We start from the raw sequence: 23997 nt of genomic DNA on the forward strand, positions 1-23997 counted from the left end.
CTTCGAGCGTGTCAGGACGTGCGATCGTAAACCTGCGTTTGTGATTCTCGTAGTGTCCGGCGCGACGGATCAGCTGATAAATCGATGCTGTTGCGTGCCGGCCTCTGACCGCAATCCTACGGTCAGCCCGTCTTGCGCACGGTCGTAACGATGTCGTCGGAAGCGCGGCCCACCACGCCGTCATACTTGTCGATCGGCAAGGGCTTGCCGAGCAGATAGCCCTGGACGGAGTCGCAGCCCTGTTCGGCGAGGAAGCCGAGCTGCTCCGGCGTCTCGACGCCTTCGGCCACGATCGACATGTTCATGCCGTGACCGAGGCCGATGACCGCACGAATGATCGCCGCCGATTGCGGGTTGCGGCCGAGATTCATGACGAAGGCGCGATCGATCTTGATCTTGTCGAACGGGAACGCCTGCAGATAGCTCAGCGAAGAATAGCCGCTGCCGAAATCGTCCATCGACACGCGGACGCCGAGCGCCTTCAGCCGGCGCAGCAGCGAGACGCCGCGATCGAAATCCTCGATCAGGACGCCCTCGGTGATCTCGAGTTCGAGCCGGCCGGGCGACAGCCCGGTCTCGAGCAGGATCGAATGCACCAGCGCCACCAGATCGCCATGGACGAACTGGGCCGGCGACAGGTTGACGGCGACCTGCAGCGGCTTCGGCCAGGACGCCGCCTCGCGGCAGGCTTCGCGCAGGATCCACTCGCCCATCTCGACAATCATGCCGCTTTCCTCTGCGAGCGGAATGAAGTCGCTCGGCGGCACGAAACCGCGGACCGGGTGCTGCCAGCGCGCCAGCGCCTCGAAGCCAATGATCTCGCTGGCATCGACGGTGCGCCCCGAACTGGCCTGCGGCTGGAAGTACAGCGACAGCTCGCCATTCTTGATCGCGACCGACAGCTCCTGGTGCAGAACGCGGCGATCGCGAATCTGCTGGTCCATCTCCGCCTCGTAGAAGGTGATGCTGCCGCGGGCCTTGGCCTTGGCGCGGAACAGGGCCGCGCCGGCATTGGCGAGCAGCGAGGCCGGCTCGTGCCCGTTGTGCGGGAACACCGAGATGCCGGTGGTCAGCGCGGTGCGGATGGACTTGCCGTCGATATGGAAGTCCACCGCGATGGCCGCAGCCAATTGTTCGGCGAGCGCCCTGCCCGCCTCCGGCTGCTTGCCGTCGATGATCAATCCGAACTCGTCGCCCGACAGGCGCGCGACGACGCCGCCGCGGGCGACAGCTTGAACGCGCCGCGCGACCTCGATCAGGAGCTTGTCGCCGACGGCGTGTCCGAAGACGTCGTTGACGTCCTTCAGGGCCTTCAGGTCGACGTTCAGGACGGCGAATTCCTCGTCAGTGTCCCGGCAGGCCTCGATCATCTGGCTCAGCGCCTGCAGGAAGGCGGCGCGGTTCGGCAGATCGGTGAGGCCGTCATGATAGGCCATGTGCGCCATCCGCGATTCGGTCTGGCGCCGGTCAGTGACGTCCTCATAGGTCTTGATCAGATATTGCGGCTCACCGGCATCGCCGAGCACCGTCACCCGCCGGGTCAGGAACAGCCGCAGCCCGTCCTTGGTCGAGATCGGGTGCTCCTCGGTCAGGAGCGTGCGCTTCTTGATGGCGGCCTCGTCGCGCGCGATGATCAGCCGCGCCTCGCGCGGATTGAAGATGTCGGTGGCGGTGAGGCCGGTCGCGTCCTCGCGCTTGCGGTTGAGGATGATCTCGGCGCTGCGGTTGGCGAGCAGATAGCGGCCATCTTCGACGCTCTCGACGATCAGCGAAACCGGGATGTTGTCGACGATGAGCTCCAGGAACTTCTTGGTGTTCTCGAGCTCGAGCCCAAGCGAGCGCCGCTCGGTCGCGTCCTCGAACACCGAGATGAGGAATTGCGGCTCGCCCTTGTCGTTGGTGGCGAGCACACGGTTGGAGTCCAGGATGCGCTGCTGTCCCTTCCGGTGCACCACCAGCTCGTTGCGGTAGCACGATCCGGGCATGCGCATGGCGGCCTGATCCGCGGCTTCGATATTGGCCGCAGTCTCGGCCGAGAACAACTCGGCGGGCCGGCTGCCGACGATGCGTTCGCGCGGAATGCGTGAAAACTCCTCGAAGGCCCGGTTGGCGAACACGTAGCGGCCGTTTTGCAAGTCCCTGGCCGCGACGCAGACCGGAACATGGTTCAGCACCGATTCCAGGAACTGCTTGGTCGAGGCGAGCTCACCTTCGAGCCGGCGCTGGGCGGTGCAGTCCTCGTGAATGCCGATCGATCCTCCGGTTGGGAGTTGGAAGATCGTGACGCGAATGGCCCGTCCATCCGGAAGCTCGGTCAAACATCCGCCCGGCTCGTTGGCCTGGCGCGCAAATTCTTCGGCAGTCAAATTGAGCAGGCCGCGCGCCCGCCGCAGTTCGACCAGTTCCCGGCCGGTGCAGCCCGGCGGAATGTCCGCCCGGCTCAGACCCCAGATCTCGAGGAAGCGATGATTGTAGAACACGACGCGATTGGCCGAGTCGACGAGTATCAGCCCCTGGCTCAGATTGTTCAGCGCGGAGCTGACGAAGGCGTTGCGCCGTAGCTGCGTCCGTTTGGTCCGCCGCAGCGCGGAATGGACCCAGATCACGATGGACGCGAGGAAGGCGCAGACGACGACGCCTGCGATCAGCACCTCCCAGAGCACCTCGGGTTCGACGCTGCCGATATAGCCGGACGGAAGAAAACCGGGCGATGCCGCCGAGGCGCACGTCGACGCCGCCGCCGTGACGGCCATCGAGGCCGCAACGACACGCGCCGTAAACGCGCCTCGGTCGCTCGCCTGCCAATTCTTGCCAGCCATCAATCACCCGCGGTATTCGGATGGCATTCTCTGGCTCGACCGGTTGGGATCGGGTAAACGGTTTCCACAAACTTCGAAAAACACGAAGCAAATTCTGGCGATGACCTTCTATGATGAATGGTTTGCTAAGCAGTGGCATGCCTAGCGGCGAATTTCGCCCACCAGCGATTGCAGGGGATCATGAGCTCTCGGGATTGTTTCAGGAAGGCGTATGGAAAAGGTTGACTGCGTCGTCGTCGGTGCTGGTGTCGTAGGACTTGCGATCGCCCGCCAGTTGGCCGGGACAGGCCGTGAGGTGATCGTTCTCGAGGCCGCCGAGGACATCGGCACCGTGACCTCATCTCGCAACAGCGAAGTGATCCATGCCGGCATCTATTACAAGGCCGGCAGCCTGATGGCGCGGTTCTGCGTCAGCGGCAAACGCATGCTCTACCGCTATTGCGACGAGCATGGCGTTCCCTACCGCAATTGCGGCAAGCTGATCGTCGCGACCAGCGCGGCCGAGACCGAGAAGCTGCAGGGCATCCGCGCGCATGCCGAAGCCAACGGCGTCGAGGGCATGCGGCTGCTGACCACGTCCGAAGCGCAGGCCCTGGAGCCGGCGCTGGCCTGCGAGGCGGCGCTGCTGTCCCCCTCGACCGGCATTCTCGACAGTCACGCCTACATGCTGTCGCTGCGCGGCGAGATCGAGGATGCCGGCGGCGCGCTGGCGTTCCATACCCCGCTGCTGCGCGCCAGGGCCGCGGGCGGCGTCATCGAGATCGAGGCCGGAGGCGAGCAGCCGATGACGCTCGCCTGCCGGCTTCTGATCAACGCGGCCGGCCTCGACGCTCCCGCCGTAGCGCGGCGGATCGAGGGCATGCCGCCGTCACACGTGCCGACGGCCTATCTCGCCAAAGGCAACTACTTCAGCTGCAGCGCCAAGGCGCCGTTCACGCGGCTGATCTATCCGGTGCCGGAGCCGGGCGGGCTCGGTGTCCATCTCACGCTCGACATGGCCGGACAGGCGCGCTTCGGACCTGATGTGGAGTGGGTCGATAGGATCGACTACACCGTCGATCCCGCGCGCGCCGACCGTTTCTATCCGGCGATCCGAAGGTACTGGCCGGCACTGCCGGACGGCGCCCTGATGCCGAGCTATTCGGGAATCCGGCCGAAGATCGTTCCGCCGGCGATCGCATCGCAGGACTTCGTGATCCAGGGGCCGCGCGATCACGGCGTCGATGGATTGATCAATTTGTTCGGAATCGAATCACCGGGCCTGACCTCATCGCTCGCGATCGCCGCTCATGTGGGCGAACTCATCACGAGCTGACGAGGCGCAGGATCCGGGTATGAAGATCGCGTTAACCGGTCGCCGAGCAGGCGGACGGTCGAAGATCCTTCGGACGGATCTCCATCAGCGACTGGGATGGAGTCATCACCATCCCAGCGCGAATGACCTTGATGTAGCAAACTCAGTCGGTCGTAGTCACAACTCAGTGAAGCGTTTCGGTCGTCACCTGTCTCAAGCGCTCGATCTCATCCTTCACCATTAGTTTGCGTCGCTTCAGTTCGGCAATGCGCAGATCGTCTGTCGATGGGTGAAGGAGAGCTTCATGCAATTCGTTTTCAAGAACTTTATGCTTACGCTCCAGTTCAACGAGATGCGCCTGAAGGGCCATTCGAAACCTCCTTGGTAGGTGAACCTGAGATTCGACCAGGGCCATTGAGTGTACACAAGTCGCTTGACCTGTCGATGGGGCCAAAAGACCGCACATGGAGATTTGACCGCCGTACGTAATGAAGCGTGAGAAGATCCGGACGAATCTCGGGCCGACGCCAACCTGAAATTCACGGGACAGCCGCAGACTTCATGGCATCAGCGGCTTGCGCCTGGGCTTCGCAAGCGCAATATTCGCGCTCCTCGCCCCGGGGCTTCCCACTTCCTTCCGCTTTTTTGCTATCATAGATCATGGCTGACCAAGACGAGCGCGAACTGCAGGCCGAACTCGCACGCCTGCAGCAGGAGCACCGCGACCTCGACGCGGCGATCGATGCTTTGCATCATTCGCCCGCGCCCGATCTGTTGCGTCTGCAACGGCTGAAGAAGCGGAAGCTGCAGTTGCGCGACCGGATCGCGTTCATCGAAGACCAGATCACGCCCGACATCATTGCGTGAGAATGGGCCAGCCTGGCTGACCGATCTTTTCACGGGGGGCGGCTGTGAGTTCGCCGCGCGGCATATTGACAGAATAAGAACAAAGAGAGAACATTCGACCATCCAGCCAGCGCGCTGGCCGAACAAAGAGGATGGTCCAATGCCCGCTTCTCCCGCTTCCGGTGATCGCCTTTACGAACAAGCCTGCGATCAAGCGATCGCGATGTGCGACGGCAATCTGCGCTCCACCATCAAGGCGCTGATCATGGCGAATGAATATCTCGAGCTGGAGCTGCAGGAACTGCGCGCCACGATCTCCTGCGGCTGCATGCCGAACACGGCATCGGACGCGCAGAGCAGCGCAGCCTGAGCAATCCCCTCAATCTCCAAAAGATCACCGCCGCGTTTGCCCTGCTCTCTGCCGACCCGAAGGAGCATGCAATGCCTGATGTCACCTACTACGTCGCGATGCCGTTCAGACGCGATGAATCCGGGGCGCTGGTCGCGGGAACGGCCGAGGAGTGTCGGAGTTCGGCGGCGGCCCTCCGGCGCGCCGAGGCGATGTCACGCCTGCCGGACAATATCGGCGCCCTCGCTTTCAGCCGCAGCGGCGATCCCTTGATGGGCGAGTTCAGCGATGCCCAACTGTTGCACAGATTTGGCGACCTGCCTGACGATCTCGGCGAGTTGTAGTCGGTACGAACGCCGGGGGAGAACGGGCAGCGGGACTTTGTACTGACCTGTTACTGATCTGCCCGATGGTCGAATGCTTGCCTCCGAGGCTCAGACGTTGTGAAGCCAGCGAGGCCGTTCGATAGGCTTCGAACGAGCGATCAGGTCAGGTCACTGAAACACCTCGTGCCGGCGCTGCGCCTTGCGGATGTACATCGCGCGATCGGCCTCCTCGAGCGCCCGCACGGGATTGACCCGCTTGTCCAGCAGCGCAACTCCGGCTGAGGCGCCGGCGCGCACGGTCTGATCGCCGAACGCGACGGTCAGGTTGTCGATCGCCGCCTCCAGCGCGGCGGCCTTGGCGCGCGCATCAGTCTCGCTGAGGTGCCACATCAGCACGCCGAACTCGTCGCCGCCGAGCCGCCCGATGACGTCGGACGCGCGAACCTGCTGGCTGAGAACCCGGGCGACGGCCTTGAGCACCTCGTCACCGGCGGCATGACCAAACGCGTCGTTGATCGGCTTCAGACGGTCGACATCGAGCACGATGAGCGCGCCGGTGGCGTCGTAACGCTTGATGAACGCGATCGAGCGATGGAGCTCGCGGGCGAAGCCTCGCCGGTTGAAGATGTCGAGCAGGACGTCACGCTCGGACAGGATCGTGAGCTCGCTGATCCTCTCCTGGGCCGCCGCGAGTTCGGCCTTGAGCCGCCGGATCGTCTGCCGCGTACCGGCCGGGCCGGCCCCTCTCTCCAGCGGCCTTGCAGCGCGCGCGCTCCTGCGGCGGTAGCGGGTTCCCCGTTTCCCCGCTCGTCCCGCGGTCGTCATGCGCTTCTTTTTCATTCGACACCTTGCCGCGCCGTCGTTTGGGGCTTGCCGGCCTTTACCAAGTCAGGATAGTCCATCCGGACCTCCATGCCATGGCTTGCCGCTGTCGGGACCGATCCTATACTCCGGCCCATGCTGATGGATTCCCGAGAAGAATTGAGGTCATGACCGCCCCGATCGCCATCATCATGGGAAGCCAGTCGGACTGGGATACCATGCGCCATGCCGCCGATACACTCGGTGCGCTCGGCGTGAGCTATGACGCCCGCATCGTTTCGGCGCACCGCACCCCGGACCGGCTGTACGCCTTCGCCAAGGGCGCCAAGGCGGCCGGCACCAAGGTGGTGATCGCCGGCGCGGGCGGGGCCGCCCACCTGCCGGGCATGACGGCCTCGCTGACGGAGCTGCCGGTGTTCGGCGTCCCCGTCGAGTCCAAGGCGCTGTCGGGGGTCGATTCGCTGTATTCCATCGTCCAGATGCCGGCCGGCATTCCCGTCGGAACGCTCGCCATCGGCAAGGCCGGCGCCATCAACGCGGCCCTGCTCGCCGCGAGCGTGCTGGCGCTGTCGGACCCGGCGCTGGCCAGCCGCCTCGCCGCTTGGCGTCAGGCCCAGACCGATGCGATCGCCGAACGTCCGGAGGGCGCGGCGTGACCGACTCCCCTCGGGTGAAGCTCAAGCCCGGCGACACCATCGGAATTCTCGGCGGCGGCCAGCTCGGCCGCATGCTGGCGCTCGCCGCGGCCCGGCTCGGGCTGCGCTGCCAGGTGTTCTCGCCCGATCCGGACTCGCCGGCGTTCGATGTCGTGCTGAACGCGACCTGCGCCGAATATGCCGACGTCGAGGCGCTGGAGCTGTTCGCCAACGACGTCGACGTCGTGACCTATGAATTCGAGAATGTGCCCTCCGCTGCGGCCATGGTGCTCGCGGCGCGGCGGCCGGTGCTGCCGAGCCGCTCGGCTTTGGAGACCACGCAGGACCGCCTGACCGAAAAGGATTTCGTCACCTCGCTCGGCATCCGGACCGCCAATTATGCCGACGTATCGTCGGTCGCGACCCTGCGCGAGGCCGCGTTCCGGCTCGGCCTGCCGGCGGTGCTGAAGACCCGCCGGTTCGGCTACGACGGCAAGGGCCAGGTCAAGGTCCGCCAGGGCGACGATTTCGAGCGGATCTGGGCCGAACTCGGCACCAAATCGGCGATCCTGGAGGCCTTCGTGCCGTTCGAGCGCGAAATTTCCGTGGTGGCGGCCCGCGCGGCGGACGGCCAGGTGGAGTGTTTCGACGTCACCGAGAACGAGCACCGCGACCATATTCTGAAGGTCTCGCGCGCCCCGGCGCGGATTCCCGACGCGCTCGCCGACGAGGCCCGCGACATCGCCAGCCGGATCGCCACCGCGCTCGATTATGTCGGCGTGCTCGCCGTCGAGATGTTCGTCGTGACCAGCGGACCCCATCCCGGCGTGCTGGTCAACGAGATCGCCCCGCGGGTGCATAATTCCGGTCACTGGACCCTCGATGGCGCCTCGATCTCGCAGTTCGAGCAGCATATCCGGGCGATCGCCGGCTGGCCGCTGGGCAAGCCGCTCCGCCACGGCCAGGTCATCATGACCAACCTGATCGGGGACGAGATCGACACCTACGAGCAATGGCTGACCGTTCCCGGCGCGACCGTTCACCTTTACGGCAAGGGCGCCGCCCGCCCGGGCCGCAAGATGGGCCACGTCACCCAGGTCTTGCCGCTTCCGCCACGGCAGAGCTGAAATAAACCTGACCCGCGGCATTAAACTTGCCGTCATGAGCCCGCCACCGGGTGGACAGCGGTGGACTCCTCTGATACATGGGCGCGCTCAAGGTTAAGGGCGCGGCCATTTGCCAGCCCTGGCTTCACCAGATTTCAAACCGATAGACTGAGAAAGAGGATGCCGCGTGCAGGTTCTCGTTCGCGATAACAATGTCGATCAAGCCCTCAAGGCGCTGAAGAAGAAGATGCAGCGCGAGGGCATTTTCCGCGAGATGAAGCTCCGCGGCCATTACGAGAAGCCCTCTGAGAAGAAAGCCCGCGAGAAGGCCGAAGCCGTGCGCCGCGCGCGCAAGCTGGCCCGCAAGAAGCTGCAGCGCGAAGGCCTGCTGCCGATGAAGCCGAAGCCGGTGTTCGGCGCTGGCCCCGGTGGTGACCGTGGCGCGCGTGGTCCGGGCGCTGGCCCCCGTCCGGCTGCGCGCTGAGCCGCCAGACCACCTCTTCAAGCGATCTGCTGATGTGAAAGCGCGGGCCAATGGGCTCGCGTTTTTGTTTTTGCCACAATGCCCCGGCCGCGCTGGAAGGCAGGTGCGGTCGCGCATCCCATATCGTCGCCACGCCTCCCGCAACGCCTGCTGGCCACAAAAGAAAGAGCGGCAGACCGGCAGGTCTACCGCTTCACGGATCAGTTCGCGGATCGATCCGGCCGACTACTTCGGCAGCACCGAGTGGAACACCGACTTGGCGGCTGACATCATGTCCTGCGCCACGTTGGACATCTGATCCTTGATCGACGGATCCTTCTCCGCACGCAAATCGAGCGGACGCAGTTGCTGCGCGGGAATCTCCGCCGGCGGCGTCAGCCGGCCGTCCGGCTGCACCGATCCCGTATAGGCCGGGTTGGAGGCCGACGGCATGGCGAAGCCCTGCTCGGCCGGCGGCGCAGACACCGTCACCGGCGGCGGCAGCGGACGCACCGGCGACACCTGCGGCGCGGCCGTCACGACGCGCGGCGTCTCGCGGGCGATATCGCTCGACGGCTTCTCTGCCGTCGCCTTGTCCGCCGATCCCTTTCCGGCGCCCTCGCTCGCACGCAGCCGCTCGATCGCAGCGCGAGCGAGGTCAGCCGCATCACGACGCTCCTCGGGCTGGGCAGCAGGCGTCTCGGCCGGCGTCCCCCGCGCAATCAGCTTTTCGCGCGGCGAGGTCGGGTGGCGGGCAGCCGGCGTTTCGGTCGGGAGGCTCGCGGTCTCCGTCGGCTTCACCTCGACCGCCTTCTCGGCGGCCTTGTCGGCCAGCGACTTCTCCGACACGCCCTTCGCCTTGATCCCCGGCACGGGAGCGTTGGACAGCGCGGCCGAGGTCTCGGCCGGCTTGGCATCGGGCTTGGCGCCATCAGCCGACTTCTCTACGGATTTGGGAACCTCGCCCTTGTGGGCATCAGGCTTGGAGCCGGTCAGCTTGGCATAGGCGGCCGACGCCACGGCCGCCACGGTCGAAGGCGGCGCGTCGGGCTTGGTGTTGATGTAGTGGTTGACGATGTAGGCCCCGATGATGGTGGCAACCACCGACGGGATGATCTCCAATGCGAACTTTGTGAGATATTTCAGCATGCTGACCACTCCCGCGCGGTATTTGCGGGAACTTTGAGGCACAATTAAGGGACCATTCCCATACCTCTCGGCCCACGCCTAACGCCGTCACAGCGGGCGGCACGCGCCGAAAAGTCGTTTCCCCGAAAACCTTTGAGACCAGAGCCGTGCGGCAATCCGAGACCACGCTGGGACAGCCACAGCCTTCCGGATCGCCGGTTTACGGTACCACAATCAGCGGCATCCCGGTAAACAAATGGTTACGGCTTCAATTCAACTTCGAGGAAAACGATCTCGGAGCTGGTCTCGTTCAGCACGTCGTGTTCCACACCGGCCTTGCGGAAGTAGGACTTGCCCACCGCAAGCTGCGCCTTCGAACGCTCGCCCGAGGGCGCCACGATCGTCATCTCGCCGGCCGTGACAGGAACGATCACGTAATCCATTCCATGGACATGGCGTCCCGTCGCGCTTCCCGGCGCGAGCCGCCACTCCGTGACGCGGACTTCGGGCGTATCGACCTGGACATCGGACTGGGCGCTGAGCATGCGGGTGTTTCTCTGAATCAGGGCACGAAGAGGAGAAAGAGGAATATCGCGAACACCACCACATGCACCAGCCCGAACAGGATGTTGGTCCGTCCAGTGCCGAATGTCAGCATGCTCAAGACGAAGGTCAGCACCAGCAGCACCATCCCCTGCGCGTCCAGTCCGAGCACGAGCTGCTTGTCGAGCGCATAGGCCGCGACTGCCACGGCCGGGATGGTCAGGCCGATCGTCGCGAGCGAGGACCCCAGCGCCAGGTTGATGCTCTTCTGCAGATCGTTGGCGCGCGCAGCCGAGATCGCCGCCACGCTCTCCGGCAGCAGGATCAGCAGCGCCACCAGGACACCGGCAACGGCCGGTGGCGCGCCGGTCGCGGCCACCCCGGCATCGACCACCAGCGAGAATTTCTTGGCGAGCAGCACGACCGCGAGCAGCGCCACCAGCAGCAACCCGATGCTGACCATCAGCTTCGACCGCGGCAGCCGAACATCGTCATCGCTGAAGCCGGTCGAGCCGCCGACGAAATAGTCCCGGTGGCGCGTGGTCTGCGTGTACAGGAACATCGCATAGAGCAGGATCGTGACCACGCTGACGAAGGCGAGCTGCGCTGCGGAATACACCGGGCCGGGCGCGGTCAGCGTATAATTCGGCAGCACCAGCGTGATGGTCGCCATCGTGAACAGGACGCTGAGATAGAGGTTGGCGCCGGAGACGAGCACGTCCTGCTCGCGATAGCGCAGGCTGCCGATGAACACGCAGACGCCGACCAGGCCGTTGCAGACGATCATGACGACGGCAAAGACGGTGTCGCGCGCCAGTGCCGGCGCGGCCTTGTCGCCGAGCATGATGGTCGCGATCAGCGCCACCTCGATCACGGTGACCGCGAGCGTCAGCAGCAGCGTGCCGAACGGCTCGCCGATCTCATGCGCGATGACCTCGGCGTGATGCACGGCCGCGAACACCGTCCCGAACAGGATGACGAGCAGCGCGGCCGCGAACACCAGACCCGCCGCCGAGGGCGTGAAGTCGTAATGCGCCAGGGTCACGCCCGCGACCAGCGCCACCGCCAGGCCTGGAAAGATCACCGATGATGCGGGTGTTGCGCCCTTGACGCTCATGACGTCCTCCGTCGCTTGCGCACCCGCCCGCCGGATCGTCGGGTCATCGACGGCATCGAGCGGGTCAGTGCGCGCTGAGCAGCGGATGAATCGGCAGCAATGTCAACAACACGAACAGCGGAATCAGGACGGCGGCCGCAAACAGCATGTAGCCGAAGAAGCTCGGCATCTTGATGCCGCGCTCGTTGGCGATCGCCGCGACCATGAAATTCGGCGCGTTGCCGATGTAGGTCAGCGCGCCCATGTAGACCGCGCCCATCGAAATGGCAGCCAGCGTGCCGGAGAGCTCGCCCATCAGCACCTTGGGATCGCCGCCGGCGAGCTCGAAGAACAGCAGGTAGGTCGGAGCATTGTCGAGGAAGGCCGACATCAGCCCGGTGAACCAGAAATAGGCGACCTCGCGCGGCGCGCCTGACGGCGTGGTCACCGCGTTCAGGAGCCATCCGAAAGCCCCCTCATGGCCGGCGTTCAGCATGGCGATGACGGGAACGATGGCCGTGAAGATCGCCGCGAACAGTTTGGCGACCTCGCGGATCGGCTCCCAGTTGAAACCGTTGGCCTCGCGATGCTCGTCCGGCGTGAGCCAAAGCGAGAGGCCGGCGATCCCCACCAGGATCGCGTCGCGAACCAGGTTCTGCAACTCGATATGCGTGCCGACGATGTCGAACGAGATGCCCGGCTTCCAGCTCGCCGAGACCAGCGTGTTGACGACGATGGCGCCGATCAGAACGATGTTGACGAGCCCGCGAACGCGCACCGGCTCCTTCTTTCCTGATGCGTCCGCGACCGGCTTCTCCGAGCGGAAACGCCAGATGTCGATGGCGGCAAAGATCACGAGCAGCAGGCCGGCGACGATCGCGGTCTGCAGCCAGATGTTGCGCATTGTCCAGAAGAAGTCGACGCCGCGCAGGAAGCCGACGAACAGCGGCGGATCGCCGAGCGGGCTCAGTGCACCGCCGACATTGGCCGCGAGGATGATGAAGAACACCAGCACATGCACATTGTGCGGCCGGCCCAGATTGGCGCGGATCAGAGGACGCACCAGGATCATCGCGGCGCCGGTGGTTCCGACCAAGCTCGCGATGATCGTGCCGAGCGCCAGGATGGCCGTATTGGTGGTCGGCGTGCCCCTGATGTCGCCGGTCACCAGGATGCCGCCTGCGACGGTATAGAGCGTGAACAGCAGCACGATGAAGCTGAGATACTCGGCGAGGATGGCGTGGACGAACGACGCGAATGCCGCGCCGAGGCCGGCCTGCCAGGTCAGGGCCGCCAAGGTCGTCAGCGCCCATGCCGCGGCGACCTTGCCGTAATGGTGATGCCAGAACTTGGCGAACAGCAGCGGACCGAGCGCGATCGACAGCAGCAAGCCCGCGAAGGGCAGCGCGAATGGCCACGTCATGGCGGCACCGTTCAACCCGGCGGCATGCGCATCGACCGGCAGAACTGCACAGAGCAGCATGACGAGGAGCGGCACAGGCCTGCTCACGCGGAGAAAGCTAGGGGCTGTCGATGAAGCCTTTTGCCGTTTCTGTCGCACCAAAAAGATCCAAATCGTTATGGCCGCCATCAGGAAACCGTACGAACCGCTTGGGGTCATGCGCAAGCGCGAACAATCGTTCCCCGAAGCGGATCGAAATGCCCGGATCCCTGGCGCCGTGCATGATCAGGAGCGGCACGTGGACCTTGGCGATGCGCTGATCGGAGTGGAAACGGTCGAGCATCAGCAGACTGACCGGAACCACTTTCAGCATCTCGGACGCGACATCGACGGTGGACGTATATGGCGCTTCGAGAACGAGCTTCTCGATCGGATGCTCCGCGGCGATCGCCGTGGCCACGCCGCTGCCCAGCGAGAAACCCCAGACGACAATTCGTTTTGCCTCGTAGCGCTCGCGCGTGAAAGCATAGGCGGATGCGGCATCCTGAAGCAGACCCTGCTCGCTCGGACTGCCGGTCGAGCCCGCATAGCCGCGATAGGACAAGGCAACGAGGCCCGTGCCATCGGCCGTCAGCGCCTTGAAGCGCGAGACCACGCCGGCGAGGAAATCGCCATTGCCGGGGAAATAGAGCACGGCCTTGCGGCCGGGCTTCGCAGGCACGTGCCAGACGATGACCTTCTCGCCGTCGGCGGAGGTCAGCACGTGTTCTTCGGCCTGGGGAAAACCAGCATCGGCAGGCGCGGTGCGGCCGACCGGCGGGATCGGAAACAGCATCGCGCGCTGGCGCACGAACAACACCGCGAGCACGGTGGCGTAGATCGCCACCAGGAGGATCAGGAGCCATTTCAAACCGGTGATGGCTCCTGACAAGGCGCGCTACATGCCCTTGACGATGTTCTCGGTCATCTTCTTGGCGTCGCCGAGCAGCATCATCGTGTTGTCGCGGTAGAACAGCGGATTGTCGATACCGGCGTAGCCGGAGGCGAGCGAGCGCTTGATGAACATCACGGTGCCCGCCTTCCAGACCTGCAGCACGGGCATGCCGTAGATCGGCGAGGACTTGTCTTCCTCGGCAGCCGGATTGGTGACGTCGTTGGCGCCAATGACGAAGGCAACGTCGGTCTGGGCGAACTCGGAGTTGATATCCTCGAGCTCGAACACCTCGTCATAGGGGACGTTGGCCTCGGCAAGCAGCACGTTCATGTGGCCGGGCATGCGGCCCGCGACCGGATGAATGGCGTACTTCACCTCAACGCCTTCCTTCTTCAAGGTGTCGGCCAGCTCGCGCAGCGCGTGCTGCGCCTGCGCAACCGCCATGCCGTAGCCGGGCACAATGATGACCTTGGAGGCGTTCTTCATGATGAAGGCGGCGTCGTCGGCCGAGCCGAGCTTGGCCGGCTTCTGCTCGCCCGTCGCGCCGCCAGCCGCGGCGGTTTCGCCGCCGAAGCCGCCGAGGATGACCGAGATGAAGGAGCGGTTCATCGCGTGGCACATGATGTAGGACAGGATCGCGCCTGACGAACCGACCAGCGCGCCGGTGATGATCAGCGCGGAGTTGCCGAGCGTGAAGCCGATACCCGCGGCCGCCCAGCCCGAATACGAGTTCAGCATCGAGATCACGACCGGCATGTCGGCGCCGCCGATCGGGATGATCATCAGCACGCCGAGCGCCAGCGCCAGGATCGTGACCATCAGGAAGTCGAAGCCGCCGCCGGTCAGCACCAGGCGCACGACGAAGAACACGAGCGCGACGGCGAGGCCGATGTTGATGAGGTGGCGTGCCGGCAGGATGATCGGGGCGCCGCTCATCCGCGCGGACAACTTCAGGAACGCGATCACGGAGCCGGTGAAGGTCAGCGCGCCGATGGCGACGCCGAGCGACATCTCGACCAGGCTCTGCGGATGAATGTTGCCGGGCGTGCCGATGTCGAAGGCTTCCGGCGCGAAGAACGCGCCTGCGGCGACCAGCACGGCGGCCATGCCGACCAGCGAGTGGAAAGCCGCGACGAGCTCTGGCATCGCCGTCATCGGCACACGGCGCGCGATGACCGCGCCGATGCCGCCACCGATCGCGACGCCGAGGATCACCAGGATCCAGGCGACAGCATCGGCCGGCGGATGGCTGGCCAGCGTCGTGAGGACCGCGATCCCCATGCCGATCATGCCGAACAGATTGCCCTGGCGGCTGGTGGCCGGGCTCGACAGCCCGCGCAGCGACAGGATGAACAGCACACCCGCCACGAGATAGAGGAGTGCCGACAGATTGGCGTTCATTGCAGATGCCCCGTTGTGCCTGTCATCCCGCGTCGCGCGGCGTTGTTATGCGGCGTTGTTATTTGGATTTCTTCTTGTACATCGCCAGCATGCGCTGGGTGACGAGGAAGCCGCCGAAGATGTTCACGCAGGCAAAGATCAGCGCGATAAAGCCGAACGCACGCGCCAGACCGCTGCCGCTCGACACCATCGACACGCCGACCGCGAGCAGCGCGCCGACCACGATCACCGAGGAGATCGCGTTGGTCACCGACATCAGCGGCGTATGCAGCGCGGGGGTCACCGACCACACCACGAAATAGCCGACGAAAACGGCGAGGACGAAGATCGAGAGCCGGAAGACGAAGGGATCGACGGCTTGGACGACATGTTCCATGGCTTTGCTCCTCAGACCTTCAACTATGCCTTCGGCTGAAAATTCGGGTGGATGATGGCGCCGTCCTTTGTCAAAGCCGTGGCCTTGACCAGCTCGTCGTCCCAGTTCACCGCCAGCGTCTTCTCTTTCTTGTCGATCATCGTCTCGATGAAGGCGAGAAGGTTGCGGGCGTAGAGTCCGGACGCCGAGGCCGCCACGCGGCCGGCAAGGTTCGGGAAGCCGATGATCTTGACGCCGTCGATCTCGACGGTCTCGCCGAGCTTGACGCCTTCGACGTTGCCGCCGCGCTCGACCGCGAGGTCGACCAGCACCGAGCCGGGGCGCATCGACTTCACCATCTCCATGGTGACGAGACGCGGCGCCGGACGGCCGGGGATCAGCGCGGTCGTGATGATGACGTCCTGCTTCTTGATGTGGTCCGCCGTGAGCGCCGCCTGCTTGGCCTGGTACTCCTTGGACATCTCCTTGGCATAGCCGCCGGCGGTCTGGGCGTTCTTGAACTCCTCGTCCTCGACGGCGAGGAACTTGGCGCCCAAGCTCTCCACCTGCTCCTTGGTGGCGGGGCGCACGTCGGTCGCCGAGACGATGGCGCCGAGACGGCGCGCGGTGGCGATCGCCTGCAGGCCGGCGACGCCGACGCCCATCACGAAGACCTTGGTCGCCGGCACCGTGCCGGCCGCGGTCATCATCATCGGGAAGGCGCGACCGAACGCCTCGGCGCCCTCGATGACGGCACGGTAGCCGGCGAGGTTGGCCTGGCTCGACAGCACGTCCATGACCTGGGCGCGGGTGATGCGCGGCATCAGTTCCATGGCGAAGGACGCGATGCCGGCGTCGGCCATCGCCTTCAGCGCGGCGTCGTTGCCGTAGGGGTCCATGATCGCGAACACCAAGGCACCGCGGCGGTAGCTGGCGAGCTCGGAGGCTTCCGGCCGCTTCACCTTGATGATGATGTCGGCGTCCTTGAGCGCATCGGCGCTGACGGTCGCGCCCGCCGCCGTGAATTCCGAATCCGGCAGGCCGGACTTGATGCCTGCGCCGGGCTCGACCGCGATCTCGGCACCCAACGCCTTGAACTTCTTCACCGTGTCGGGAGAGGCCGCGACCCGCGGCTCCAACGGGTCGATTTCCTTGGCGACGGCAATCTTCATGAGGCCTCCGGCGCGGATGCGCGCGCGAGCTTAAAAACGGGCGGGACGTCCATGGGCTCCAGCGACGCCGGGTCAGCGATCGGCTGCGGCAGTCAGCTGAAGGCCCGCCGGCGGGATGCCGGCGGGCCCAGTGCGACTTTAAACGAGGAAAATAGCCATCAAGATGACGATCAGCGCGACGCCGATCGTGCCGTACTTCACCAGCTTGATGAAGCCTTCGTAGGTGGCCTCATGCGCCGGATAGTCGTTGCCGGCCGCCGTCGAGTAGGCGATCTCGCCATGGTTTGCCATCGGGGTCCCCCAGAGTAAGTATGCTTTGTTAAGGTCGCATACCTCAAAGCCGATGCAAGGGCAACGGCGGCCGTGGAACACGCCATGATCGGCTTTTCCGATCGCCCTATTGGGCGGGCCAATGATCGCGGATCCAGCGCGTCAGGCTGGCCTCGCTGACCTCGCCGGCGGCGAGGGCGAGGATGACGGCCGTGGCCTGAGCCGGGTCGGGCGCAAACGCGATGTCGTTTCTGCGTAGAAACGTCATCATCGCCATGAAGGCGATGCGCTTGTTGCCATCGACGAAAGCGTGGTTCTTGGCGAGACCGAATGCGTAAGCCGCGGCAAGCTCGGGCAGCGTCGCCTGTTCGTAGCTCCATTTGTTGATGGGCCGCTCCAAAGCCGAGCGCAGCATGCCTTCGTCGCGCAGCCCCGGCGCGCCGCCAAAGCGGCGAAGCTGACGCGCGTGGATCGCGATGGCCTGCTCATACGTGATCCACAGCGGCTCCCGTTGCTCGCTCATTTGGCGAGCGCCGCCAGGGTGTCGCGATACTCGTCCATGAGCTCGTCGGCGATCTCCATCGTCCGCTCGAAATCCGGATCGTAGGGCAGCGCCTGGAACCCGCCACCGGGCAACTCGACGATGTGCAGCTGCTGACCGCGTTTGAGATCGAGCCGCTGCATCAGCTCGCGCGGCAGCAGCAGGCCGTCGGAATTGCCGATCTTCTTGATTTCGATCTTCATGGGTCGACCCACGGAAAGAGGTGCGTTATACAAATGTATAACGCACCTCTTCATTCCGTTCAACAGATGTTTTACGCTCCTACCCCATCGCCTCCAGCTCGTCGATCATGCCAGCGATGACCGACAGGCCGCCATCCCAGAATTTAGGTTCCTTGGCGTCGAGGCCGAACGGCTTGAGCAGTTCGGAATAATGCTTGGTGCCGCCGGCTGCGAGCATCGCGAGATAGCGCTCCGCGAAGCCGTCGGCGGCGTGCTCGTAGACGGCGTAGAGCGAGTTCACGAGGCAGTCGCCGAACGCATAGGCGTAGACGTAGAACGGCGAATGGATGAAGTGCGGGATGTACATCCAGAAGTTCTCGTAGCCCGGCATGATCTCGATCGCCTCGCCGAGGCTCTCGGTCTGCACCGACAGCCAGAGCTGGCCGAGCCGCTCGGCCGTGAGCTCGCCGTTCTTGCGCTCGGTATGCACCGCGCGCTCGAACGAATAGAACGCGATCTGCCGCACCACGGTGTTGATCATGTCCTCGACCTTGCCCGCGAGCAGCGCCTGTCGTTGCCTGGCGTCCTTGGTCTCCGACAACAGCCGCTTGAAGGTCAGCATCTCGCCGAACACGCTCGCGGTCTCGGCGAGCGTCAGCGGCGTCGGCGCCATCAGCGCGCCGTTCTTGGCGGCGAGCACCTGGTGCACGCCGTGGCCGAGTTCGTGCGCGAGCGTCATCACGTCGCGCGGCTTGCCCTGGTAATTCATCAGCACATAGGGATGCGCCGACGGCGTGGTCGGATGCGAGAACGCGCCCGGCGCCTTGCCAGGACGCACCGGTGCGTCGATCCAGCTCTGATCGAAGAAGCGCTGCGCGATGTCGGCCATCTCCGGCGAGAAGCCGCGATAGGCCGTCAGCACCATATTCTTGGCTTCCGGCCAGGCGATGGTCGCATTCGCGGCGAAGGGCAGCGGCGCGTTGCGGTCCCAATGCGCGAGCTTCTTCTTTTTGAACCAGCGCGCCTTGAGCTTGTAGTAGCGATGCGACAGCTTCGGGTAGGCCGCGCGGACCGAGGAGACCAGCGCATCGACCACCTCGCGCTCGACGCGGTTGTTGAGATGGCGTGAGTCTGCGACATCCTGGAAGCCGCGCCAGCGGTCGGAGATGTCCTTGTCCTTGGCGAGCGTGTTGGTGATCAGCGCGAAGGTGCGCTCATTGGCCTTGAAGGTCTTGGCGAGCGCCTCGGCGGCTGCCTTGCGCTTGGCGCCGTCGCGGTCCTGCAGGAAGTTCAAGGTCGGCTCGATCGCGAGCTCCTTGCCCCCGACCTGGAAGCGCAGACCTGCGATGGTCTGGTCGAACAGCCGGTTCCAGGCGGAATAGCCGGTCTGCGACTTCTCGTGGAACAGCTGCTCGACACGGTCTTCGAGCTGATACGGCTTGTCCTTGCGCAGATCCTCGATCCAGGGACGGTAGTGGCCGAGCGCAGGCGTCTCCATCGCGCGTGCGATCACGGCGTCATCGATGCGGTTGAGTTCGAGCGCGAAGAACAGCAGATGAGTCGACGCAGCCGTCAGCCGCTCCGAGATGTCGCCATAAAATTTGGAAATCGCCGGATCGACGCTGTCGCCGGCGTGCGCGAGACCCGCGAACGAGCCGAGCCGCCCGGCGAGATCGTCGATCGCCTCATAACGCCGCACCGCTTCTGCGAGCCATTCGCCGCCATCTTCGCGCGCGACATGCTCGGCGATCTTGCCCTTGTAGTCGGTCTCAAACGCGACGCATTCGGCATCCATCTTCGCGAGATCGTGAGCGATCTCCGGCGCGTCGATGCCCATATAGAGATCGCCGAGATTCCATTCGGGCAGCGCCCCGATTCCCGTCTTGGCCGCGACCGTCTTCTTCGCCGGCTTGGCAGACGATTTGGCCGCAGCGCCACGCAAGGATTTGGCGGCGGCGGGCTTCGAGGTTTTGGCAGCAGGCTTCTTGGCCGGCTTGTTAGCCAGTTTGGCCCTGACGGCTTTGGAGGGAGGAGCAGCTTTGGTCGGCTTGCGAAGAGCGGAAGAGGCGCGCGAGGTCATCGGATGGGTAACCTGTTGTTCGAACGTTTATCCCGATCAGCGAGGTTTAAGGTTGCGTTAATCGGCGTCGGCGAGAGTGCCCCGATTCGAGACAGATAGTCGTAGCGTGCAAGGAAAGCCATGGCTGCCAGCATTTTGATTGCCGATGATGATCCGGTCCAGCGCCGGCTGGTGGAGAACATGGTTCAAAAATGCGGCTACGAGGCGGTCGTCGTCGAGACCGGCGACGCCGTCATCGAGAAGCTGACCAATCCCGATGCCGGCCCCATCGACGCCATCGTGCTCGACCTCGTGATGCCCGGCCTCGACGGCATGGGGGTGCTCTCGAAAATGCGCGAGGCGGGCATCTCGATTCCGGTGATCGTGCAGACCGCGCATGGCGGCATCGACAACGTCGTCTCGGCCATGCGCGCGGGCGCACAGGATTTCGTCGTCAAGCCGGTCGGCATCGAGCGGCTGCAGGTGTCGCTGCGCAATGCGCTCAACACCTCGGCGCTGAAGGGCGAATTGCAGCGCATCCGGCATAGCCGCGAGGGACGGCTGACATTCGCCGACATCATCACCCGCGCCGAGGCGATGGCGCCGATCCTGCGCATCGCCGAGAAGGCCGCGGCCTCGTCCATTCCCGTGCTGATCGAGGGCGAATCGGGCGTCGGCAAGGAGCTGTTCGCCCGCGCCATCCACGGCACCAGCGAGCGCAAGACCAAACCGTTCGTCGCGGTCAATTGCGGCGCGATCCCGGACAACCTCGTCGAGTCGATCCTGTTCGGCCACGAGAAGGGCGCATTCACCGGCGCGACCGAGCGTCACACCGGCAAGTTCGTCGAGGCCCATGGCGGCACGCTCTTCCTGGACGAGGTCTCGGAACTGCCGCTCACCGCGCAGGTGAAGCTCCTGCGCGCGCTGCAGGAGGGCGCCGTCGAGGCGGTCGGCGGCCGCAAGCCGGTCAAGGTCGACGTCCGCATCATTTCGGCGACCAACCGCCGCCTGCTCGACCGGGTGAAGGAAGGCCATTTCCGCGAGGACCTGTTCTACCGGCTGCACGTGCTGCCGCTGACGATTCCGCCCTTGCGCGCGCGCCGCGAGGACATTCCGCATCTGCTGCGGCACTTTCTGGCGCGTTTCGCCGCCGAGGAGAATCGCCCGGTTTCGGGCATCAGCGGCGACGCGGTCGCCTACCTGACCAAGCTCGATTGGCCCGGCAACATCCGCCAGCTCGAAAATGCGGTCTATCGCGCTGTCGTCATGAGCGAGACCGACCTGCTCGGCGTCGCCGACTTCCCGTTGATTCCGACACATGCGCCGCCGGTCGAGCCGGCCCCCGCGCTGACCGTCGAGCGCGCGCTCCCAGCCGGGCTGCCCGCGATGGTGCCGGCGAGCGAAGTGCCCATCGCCCCCCTGCCCTCACATGGTCTTCTTCCCATGCTTACCGCCAGCGGCGAGGTTCGTCCGCTCGAGGAGATGGAGCACGAGATCATCCGCTTTGCCATCGCCCATTACCGCGGCCAGATGTCGGAGGTCGCGCGCCGTCTCAAAATCGGACGCTCGACCTTGTACCGCAAGCTCGACGAGGCCAATGCCGAGACACCTGCGACAGAGAGTCCGCCGCTCGGCTGAACGACCATTCTGGTGCTCCGCTGCGGTCCGAAAAACGCCGCATCGGCGGGGCAAGACGGGAACATCTGAACCGTTGCCTTGCGGTGACAGACAAAGGAAAAAGCGCATGGCACAAACGCACGATCGGTTTGGCCGGGGTTTCCCAAGAGTCAGTTTGTCGTGAGTTGTCCCGTGTGGCGCTGGCCGCAGAAGTGGGGCGTGAGTATCGTTTGGGCGTGAATCGTGGCGTGCAGGCGTGATCCATTCTCAGCGACGATGCTCGAGCCGGAACAGACGGGCAGAGATCGACCTTGTTACCGACCCTGTCTCTGACGGGACAGATCATCCGAGGGATTGACGATGCGAGATTGTGTGACCACCCGTGGCGGATATGACCGCGTGCTGATGGCTGTCGCGGCAACCTTCCTCGCGGTGTCCGCGACCTCGGCTCTCGCTCAGGGCGATACGCCTCGCGCCAATGCGGCCGAGCTGGCGATCGATGCGGCGGTTCCGCTTCCCGAGCCGGCGAATGTGCCGCCGCCCACGGCTGCCGACTTCAAGGCTGATACGACCGCAACCGTTTCGCCCAGCCAGACCAAACCCGCCGACGCGCCTGTGACGAAGCCCGTCGATTCGGCCGCGGCGCCGGCCACCGAGCCCACCAGGACGATGGCCTCTCCGCCGACGGCGGCCCCCGCGACGGCCACGGCGCCTGCGCCGGCAGTGACGTCGGAACCGGTCAAGGCGGCCAGCAGCGTTCCCGCCGCTGACCAGCCCGTGGCCGACCGGCTGCGCGACCTGATGGCCACCAAGGGCACGAAGTATTTCGACCGGAAAGTCGAACGGGCCGCGGTGGAGAAGTTCTATACCGCCCGCGACTATGCGCCGATCTGGACCCAGAGCGGCAATCTGACGTCCGCCGCCAAGGGCGTGATCGCCCGGCTGAAGGATGCGGCCTCCGACGGCCTCAACCCTGCCGACTATCCCGTGCCGGATTTCGCGGCCGCCGGGTCCGCGCCGGACGCGCTGGCGGAAGCCGACCTGCGGCTCACCGAGAGCATGATGGACTATGCGCGGCAGGCGCAGAGCGGCCGCATGCACTGGTCGCAGGTCTCGGCCGACATTCAATATCCCGAGCACCCGATCGACCCCAACGAGGTGCTGGCCAATGTCACCTCCGCCAAGGATGCCTCCGCGGCGCTGGACAGCTACAACCCGCCGCACAAGCTCTACAAGCTGCTGAAGGCCAAGCTCGCCGAGCTGCGCGGCGGCCATGACGGCGCGCCTGTCATCATCGAGGACGGCGAGCCGCTGAAGTACACCCCGGCCCGCGGCAAGAACGCGCCGGAGGCCGAGGCCCAGATGTCCGATCCGCGCGTGCCGAAGCTGCGCGCCAAGCTCGGCCTGACCGAGAACGCCGACGACATCCGTTATGACGCCAAGGTCGCCGCCGCCGTCCGCAAGTTCCAGGAAAGCGTCGACCTTAAGCCGACCGGCGTGCTCGACGACCGCACCGTCAAGGCGCTCAACACGCCGAAGCGCGACAAGCAGATCGACACCATCCTGGTGAACATGGAGCGCTGGCGCTGGCTGCCGCGCGAGCTCGGCGCGCCCGCAATCGGCAATGCCTATGTCATCCTGAACATCCCCGACTACACGCTGAAGGTGATGCAGAACGGCGCGCAGGTGTGGACCACCCGCGTCGTGACCGGCAAGCCCGGCCAGCACGCCACGCCGCTGCTGAGCGAGACGATGAAGTTCATCACGGTCAACCCGACCTGGAACGTGCCGCCGTCCATCATCTACAACGAGTATCTGCCGGCGCTGCAGCAGGATCCGACCGTGCTCGATCGCATGGGCTTGAAGCTCGAGCGCGCCCGCGACGGCTCGATCCACATCTCGCAGCCGCCGGGCGAGGCCAATGCGCTCGGCCGCATCCGCTTCAACTTCCCGAACAAGTTCCTGGTCTATCAGCACGACACGCCGGACAAGAACCTGTTCGCCCGTGACGAGCGCGCCTTCAGCCATGGCTGCATGCGCGTGCAGTATCCGGATCAGTACGCCTCGGTGCTGCTCAACATCACCATGCCGGGCGAGCGCTACACGCCGGAGCGGATCCGCGGCATGTACGGCCGCAGCGAAATCGACCTGAAATTCCCGACGCCGATCCCGGTCAACATCACCTACCAGACCGCATTCGTGGACGACTCCGGCAAGCTGCAGTTCCGCAAGGACATCTATGGCCGTGACGCGGCTATGATCGCGATCCTGAAGAACGGCCGCGGCAAGGATCTCGAGAACGTGGTCGCCCACGCCCAGCCGAGCTATGCGCGGCCGCGCGGCCCGCTGCCCAGCAACGTGAACGTCAGCGACAACAGCTTCTCGTCGGGCTCGTCCGGTCCGAACTTCTTCGAGCGGCTGTTCGGCGGCGGCAGCCAGCCGACGCCGCCGGCCCCGGTCGGACGCCCTGCCCGTCGCGTCTTCACGCGGTGATCCCGGCGCTCGAAGCGAGCTGAATTCGGTTTTCAGATCAAAGACCTCGCCGGTGGAGACGCCACCGGCGAGGTTTTTTGCTTTTGGTTAACCACAATGATCAACCACGATTCGATGGCTCTTTTTCGCCACACTCAAGAGTAT

The 23997-nt window shown here is 65.0% G+C and carries 24 protein-coding genes; 9 read left to right on the top strand and 15 right to left on the bottom strand.

The genetic code is table 11. The features are described from left to right. Positions 1 to 122: 122 nt before the first annotated feature. Entirely contained in the window at positions 123 to 2819 is a 2697-nt protein-coding gene (locus tag ACQR1L_RS28140; RefSeq protein ID WP_434861173.1) for a sensor domain-containing protein, read from the bottom strand. 211 nt (positions 2820 to 3030) lie between these two features. Here ACQR1L_RS28140 and ACQR1L_RS28145 point away from each other — a divergent pair, with 211 nt between their 5' ends. Then, positions 3031 to 4134 (top strand): NAD(P)/FAD-dependent oxidoreductase, encoded by a 1104-nt coding sequence (locus ACQR1L_RS28145; protein WP_434861174.1) that lies wholly within the window; start codon positions 3031 to 3033, stop codon positions 4132 to 4134. Between the two features lie 163 nt (positions 4135 to 4297). Here ACQR1L_RS28145 and ACQR1L_RS28150 read toward each other — a convergent pair whose 3' ends face one another. Beyond that, positions 4298 to 4483 (bottom strand): YdcH family protein, encoded by a 186-nt coding sequence (locus ACQR1L_RS28150; protein ID WP_434861175.1) that lies wholly within the window; start codon positions 4481 to 4483, stop codon positions 4298 to 4300. Between the two features lie 290 nt (positions 4484 to 4773). Between ACQR1L_RS28150 and ACQR1L_RS28155 the strand changes: the two genes are divergently transcribed. The 3 genes from ACQR1L_RS28155 (at position 4774) to ACQR1L_RS28165 (ending at position 5652) form a co-directional block, all read left to right on the top strand. After that, positions 4774 to 4980, top strand: a complete 207-nt coding sequence (locus ACQR1L_RS28155) for a YdcH family protein (RefSeq protein WP_434861176.1) — start codon at positions 4774 to 4776, stop codon at positions 4978 to 4980. A gap of 139 nt (positions 4981 to 5119) precedes the next feature. Next, positions 5120 to 5329, top strand: a complete 210-nt coding sequence (locus ACQR1L_RS28160; RefSeq protein WP_434861177.1) for a hypothetical protein — start codon at positions 5120 to 5122, stop codon at positions 5327 to 5329. A 71-nt stretch (positions 5330 to 5400) separates the two neighbouring features. Beyond that, positions 5401 to 5652, top strand: a complete 252-nt coding sequence (locus tag ACQR1L_RS28165) for a hypothetical protein (protein ID WP_434861178.1) — start codon at positions 5401 to 5403, stop codon at positions 5650 to 5652. Positions 5653 to 5802: 150 nt separating this feature from the next. Here the strand turns inward: ACQR1L_RS28165 and ACQR1L_RS28170 are convergent, their stop codons facing one another. Beyond that, complete coding sequence (locus ACQR1L_RS28170; protein ID WP_434861179.1) at positions 5803 to 6474, bottom strand: GGDEF domain-containing protein; 672 nt, start codon at positions 6472 to 6474, stop codon at positions 5803 to 5805. Between the two features lie 149 nt (positions 6475 to 6623). Between ACQR1L_RS28170 and purE the strand changes: the two genes are divergently transcribed. The 3 genes from purE to rpsU all read left to right on the top strand — a co-directional run bounded on the left by purE (position 6624) and on the right by rpsU (position 8681). Next, positions 6624 to 7112 carry a 5-(carboxyamino)imidazole ribonucleotide mutase gene (gene purE, locus ACQR1L_RS28175; protein ID WP_434861180.1) on the top strand — a complete coding sequence of 163 codons (489 nt, stop codon included), beginning with the start codon at positions 6624 to 6626 and terminating at the stop codon, positions 7110 to 7112. Then, entirely contained in the window at positions 7109 to 8218 is a 1110-nt protein-coding gene (locus tag ACQR1L_RS28180) for a 5-(carboxyamino)imidazole ribonucleotide synthase (RefSeq protein WP_434861181.1), read from the top strand. The genes purE and ACQR1L_RS28180 overlap by 4 nt, the downstream gene beginning before the upstream one ends. A gap of 166 nt (positions 8219 to 8384) precedes the next feature. After that, a complete protein-coding gene (gene rpsU / locus ACQR1L_RS28185) occupies positions 8385 to 8681 on the top strand; it encodes a 30S ribosomal protein S21 (protein WP_434861182.1) in 297 nt (98 codons plus the stop codon). A gap of 225 nt (positions 8682 to 8906) precedes the next feature. Here the strand turns inward: rpsU and ACQR1L_RS28190 are convergent, their stop codons facing one another. The 12 genes from ACQR1L_RS28190 to ACQR1L_RS28245 form a co-directional block, all read right to left on the bottom strand. Continuing rightward, on the bottom strand, positions 8907 to 9809 hold the full coding sequence (locus ACQR1L_RS28190) for a hypothetical protein (RefSeq protein ID WP_434861183.1): 903 nt from the start codon (positions 9807 to 9809) through the stop codon (positions 8907 to 8909). A 239-nt stretch (positions 9810 to 10048) separates the two neighbouring features. Continuing rightward, positions 10049 to 10333 carry a cupin domain-containing protein gene (locus ACQR1L_RS28195; RefSeq protein ID WP_434861184.1) on the bottom strand — a complete coding sequence of 95 codons (285 nt, stop codon included), beginning with the start codon at positions 10331 to 10333 and terminating at the stop codon, positions 10049 to 10051. 17 nt (positions 10334 to 10350) lie between these two features. After that, positions 10351 to 11448: a calcium:proton antiporter gene (locus ACQR1L_RS28200; protein WP_434861185.1), complete on the bottom strand. Its 1098-nt coding sequence runs from the start codon at positions 11446 to 11448 to the stop codon at positions 10351 to 10353. Positions 11449 to 11512: 64 nt separating this feature from the next. Next, positions 11513 to 12850, bottom strand: coding sequence for a sodium:proton antiporter (locus ACQR1L_RS28205; RefSeq protein ID WP_434861198.1), 1338 nt, complete (start codon positions 12848 to 12850; stop codon positions 11513 to 11515). Positions 12851 to 12947: 97 nt separating this feature from the next. Further along, complete coding sequence (locus ACQR1L_RS28210; protein ID WP_434861186.1) at positions 12948 to 13760, bottom strand: alpha/beta hydrolase; 813 nt, start codon at positions 13758 to 13760, stop codon at positions 12948 to 12950. A 6-nt stretch (positions 13761 to 13766) separates the two neighbouring features. Continuing rightward, positions 13767 to 15164, bottom strand: a complete 1398-nt coding sequence (locus ACQR1L_RS28215) for an NAD(P)(+) transhydrogenase (Re/Si-specific) subunit beta (RefSeq protein ID WP_434861187.1) — start codon at positions 15162 to 15164, stop codon at positions 13767 to 13769. A gap of 58 nt (positions 15165 to 15222) precedes the next feature. Beyond that, positions 15223 to 15540: a proton-translocating transhydrogenase family protein gene (locus ACQR1L_RS28220; protein ID WP_006612207.1), complete on the bottom strand. Its 318-nt coding sequence runs from the start codon at positions 15538 to 15540 to the stop codon at positions 15223 to 15225. A gap of 23 nt (positions 15541 to 15563) precedes the next feature. Then, complete coding sequence (locus tag ACQR1L_RS28225; protein WP_434861188.1) at positions 15564 to 16691, bottom strand: Re/Si-specific NAD(P)(+) transhydrogenase subunit alpha; 1128 nt, start codon at positions 16689 to 16691, stop codon at positions 15564 to 15566. A gap of 138 nt (positions 16692 to 16829) precedes the next feature. Then, on the bottom strand, positions 16830 to 16982 hold the full coding sequence (locus ACQR1L_RS28230; protein WP_009028256.1) for an aa3-type cytochrome c oxidase subunit IV: 153 nt from the start codon (positions 16980 to 16982) through the stop codon (positions 16830 to 16832). A gap of 106 nt (positions 16983 to 17088) precedes the next feature. Next, positions 17089 to 17484 (bottom strand): type II toxin-antitoxin system death-on-curing family toxin, encoded by a 396-nt coding sequence (locus tag ACQR1L_RS28235; protein ID WP_434861189.1) that lies wholly within the window; start codon positions 17482 to 17484, stop codon positions 17089 to 17091. Then, positions 17481 to 17705 (bottom strand): AbrB/MazE/SpoVT family DNA-binding domain-containing protein, encoded by a 225-nt coding sequence (locus tag ACQR1L_RS28240; RefSeq protein WP_006612211.1) that lies wholly within the window; start codon positions 17703 to 17705, stop codon positions 17481 to 17483. The genes ACQR1L_RS28235 and ACQR1L_RS28240 overlap by 4 nt, the downstream gene beginning before the upstream one ends. Positions 17706 to 17784: 79 nt before the next feature. Then, complete coding sequence (locus tag ACQR1L_RS28245) at positions 17785 to 19764, bottom strand: M3 family oligoendopeptidase (RefSeq protein ID WP_434861190.1); 1980 nt, start codon at positions 19762 to 19764, stop codon at positions 17785 to 17787. A gap of 120 nt (positions 19765 to 19884) precedes the next feature. On the opposite strand from ACQR1L_RS28245, the gene ACQR1L_RS28250 reads away from it, so the two are divergent. Both ACQR1L_RS28250 and ACQR1L_RS28255 read left to right on the top strand, forming a co-directional pair. Then, positions 19885 to 21381, top strand: a complete 1497-nt coding sequence (locus ACQR1L_RS28250; RefSeq protein ID WP_434861191.1) for a sigma-54-dependent transcriptional regulator — start codon at positions 19885 to 19887, stop codon at positions 21379 to 21381. Positions 21382 to 21765: 384 nt separating this feature from the next. After that, entirely contained in the window at positions 21766 to 23853 is a 2088-nt protein-coding gene (locus ACQR1L_RS28255; protein ID WP_434861199.1) for a L,D-transpeptidase family protein, read from the top strand. Positions 23854 to 23997 lie beyond the last annotated feature (144 nt).

The organism is Bradyrhizobium sp. HKCCYLR20261, from assembly GCF_051168435.1.
GTDB lineage: Bacteria > Pseudomonadota > Alphaproteobacteria > Rhizobiales > Xanthobacteraceae > Bradyrhizobium.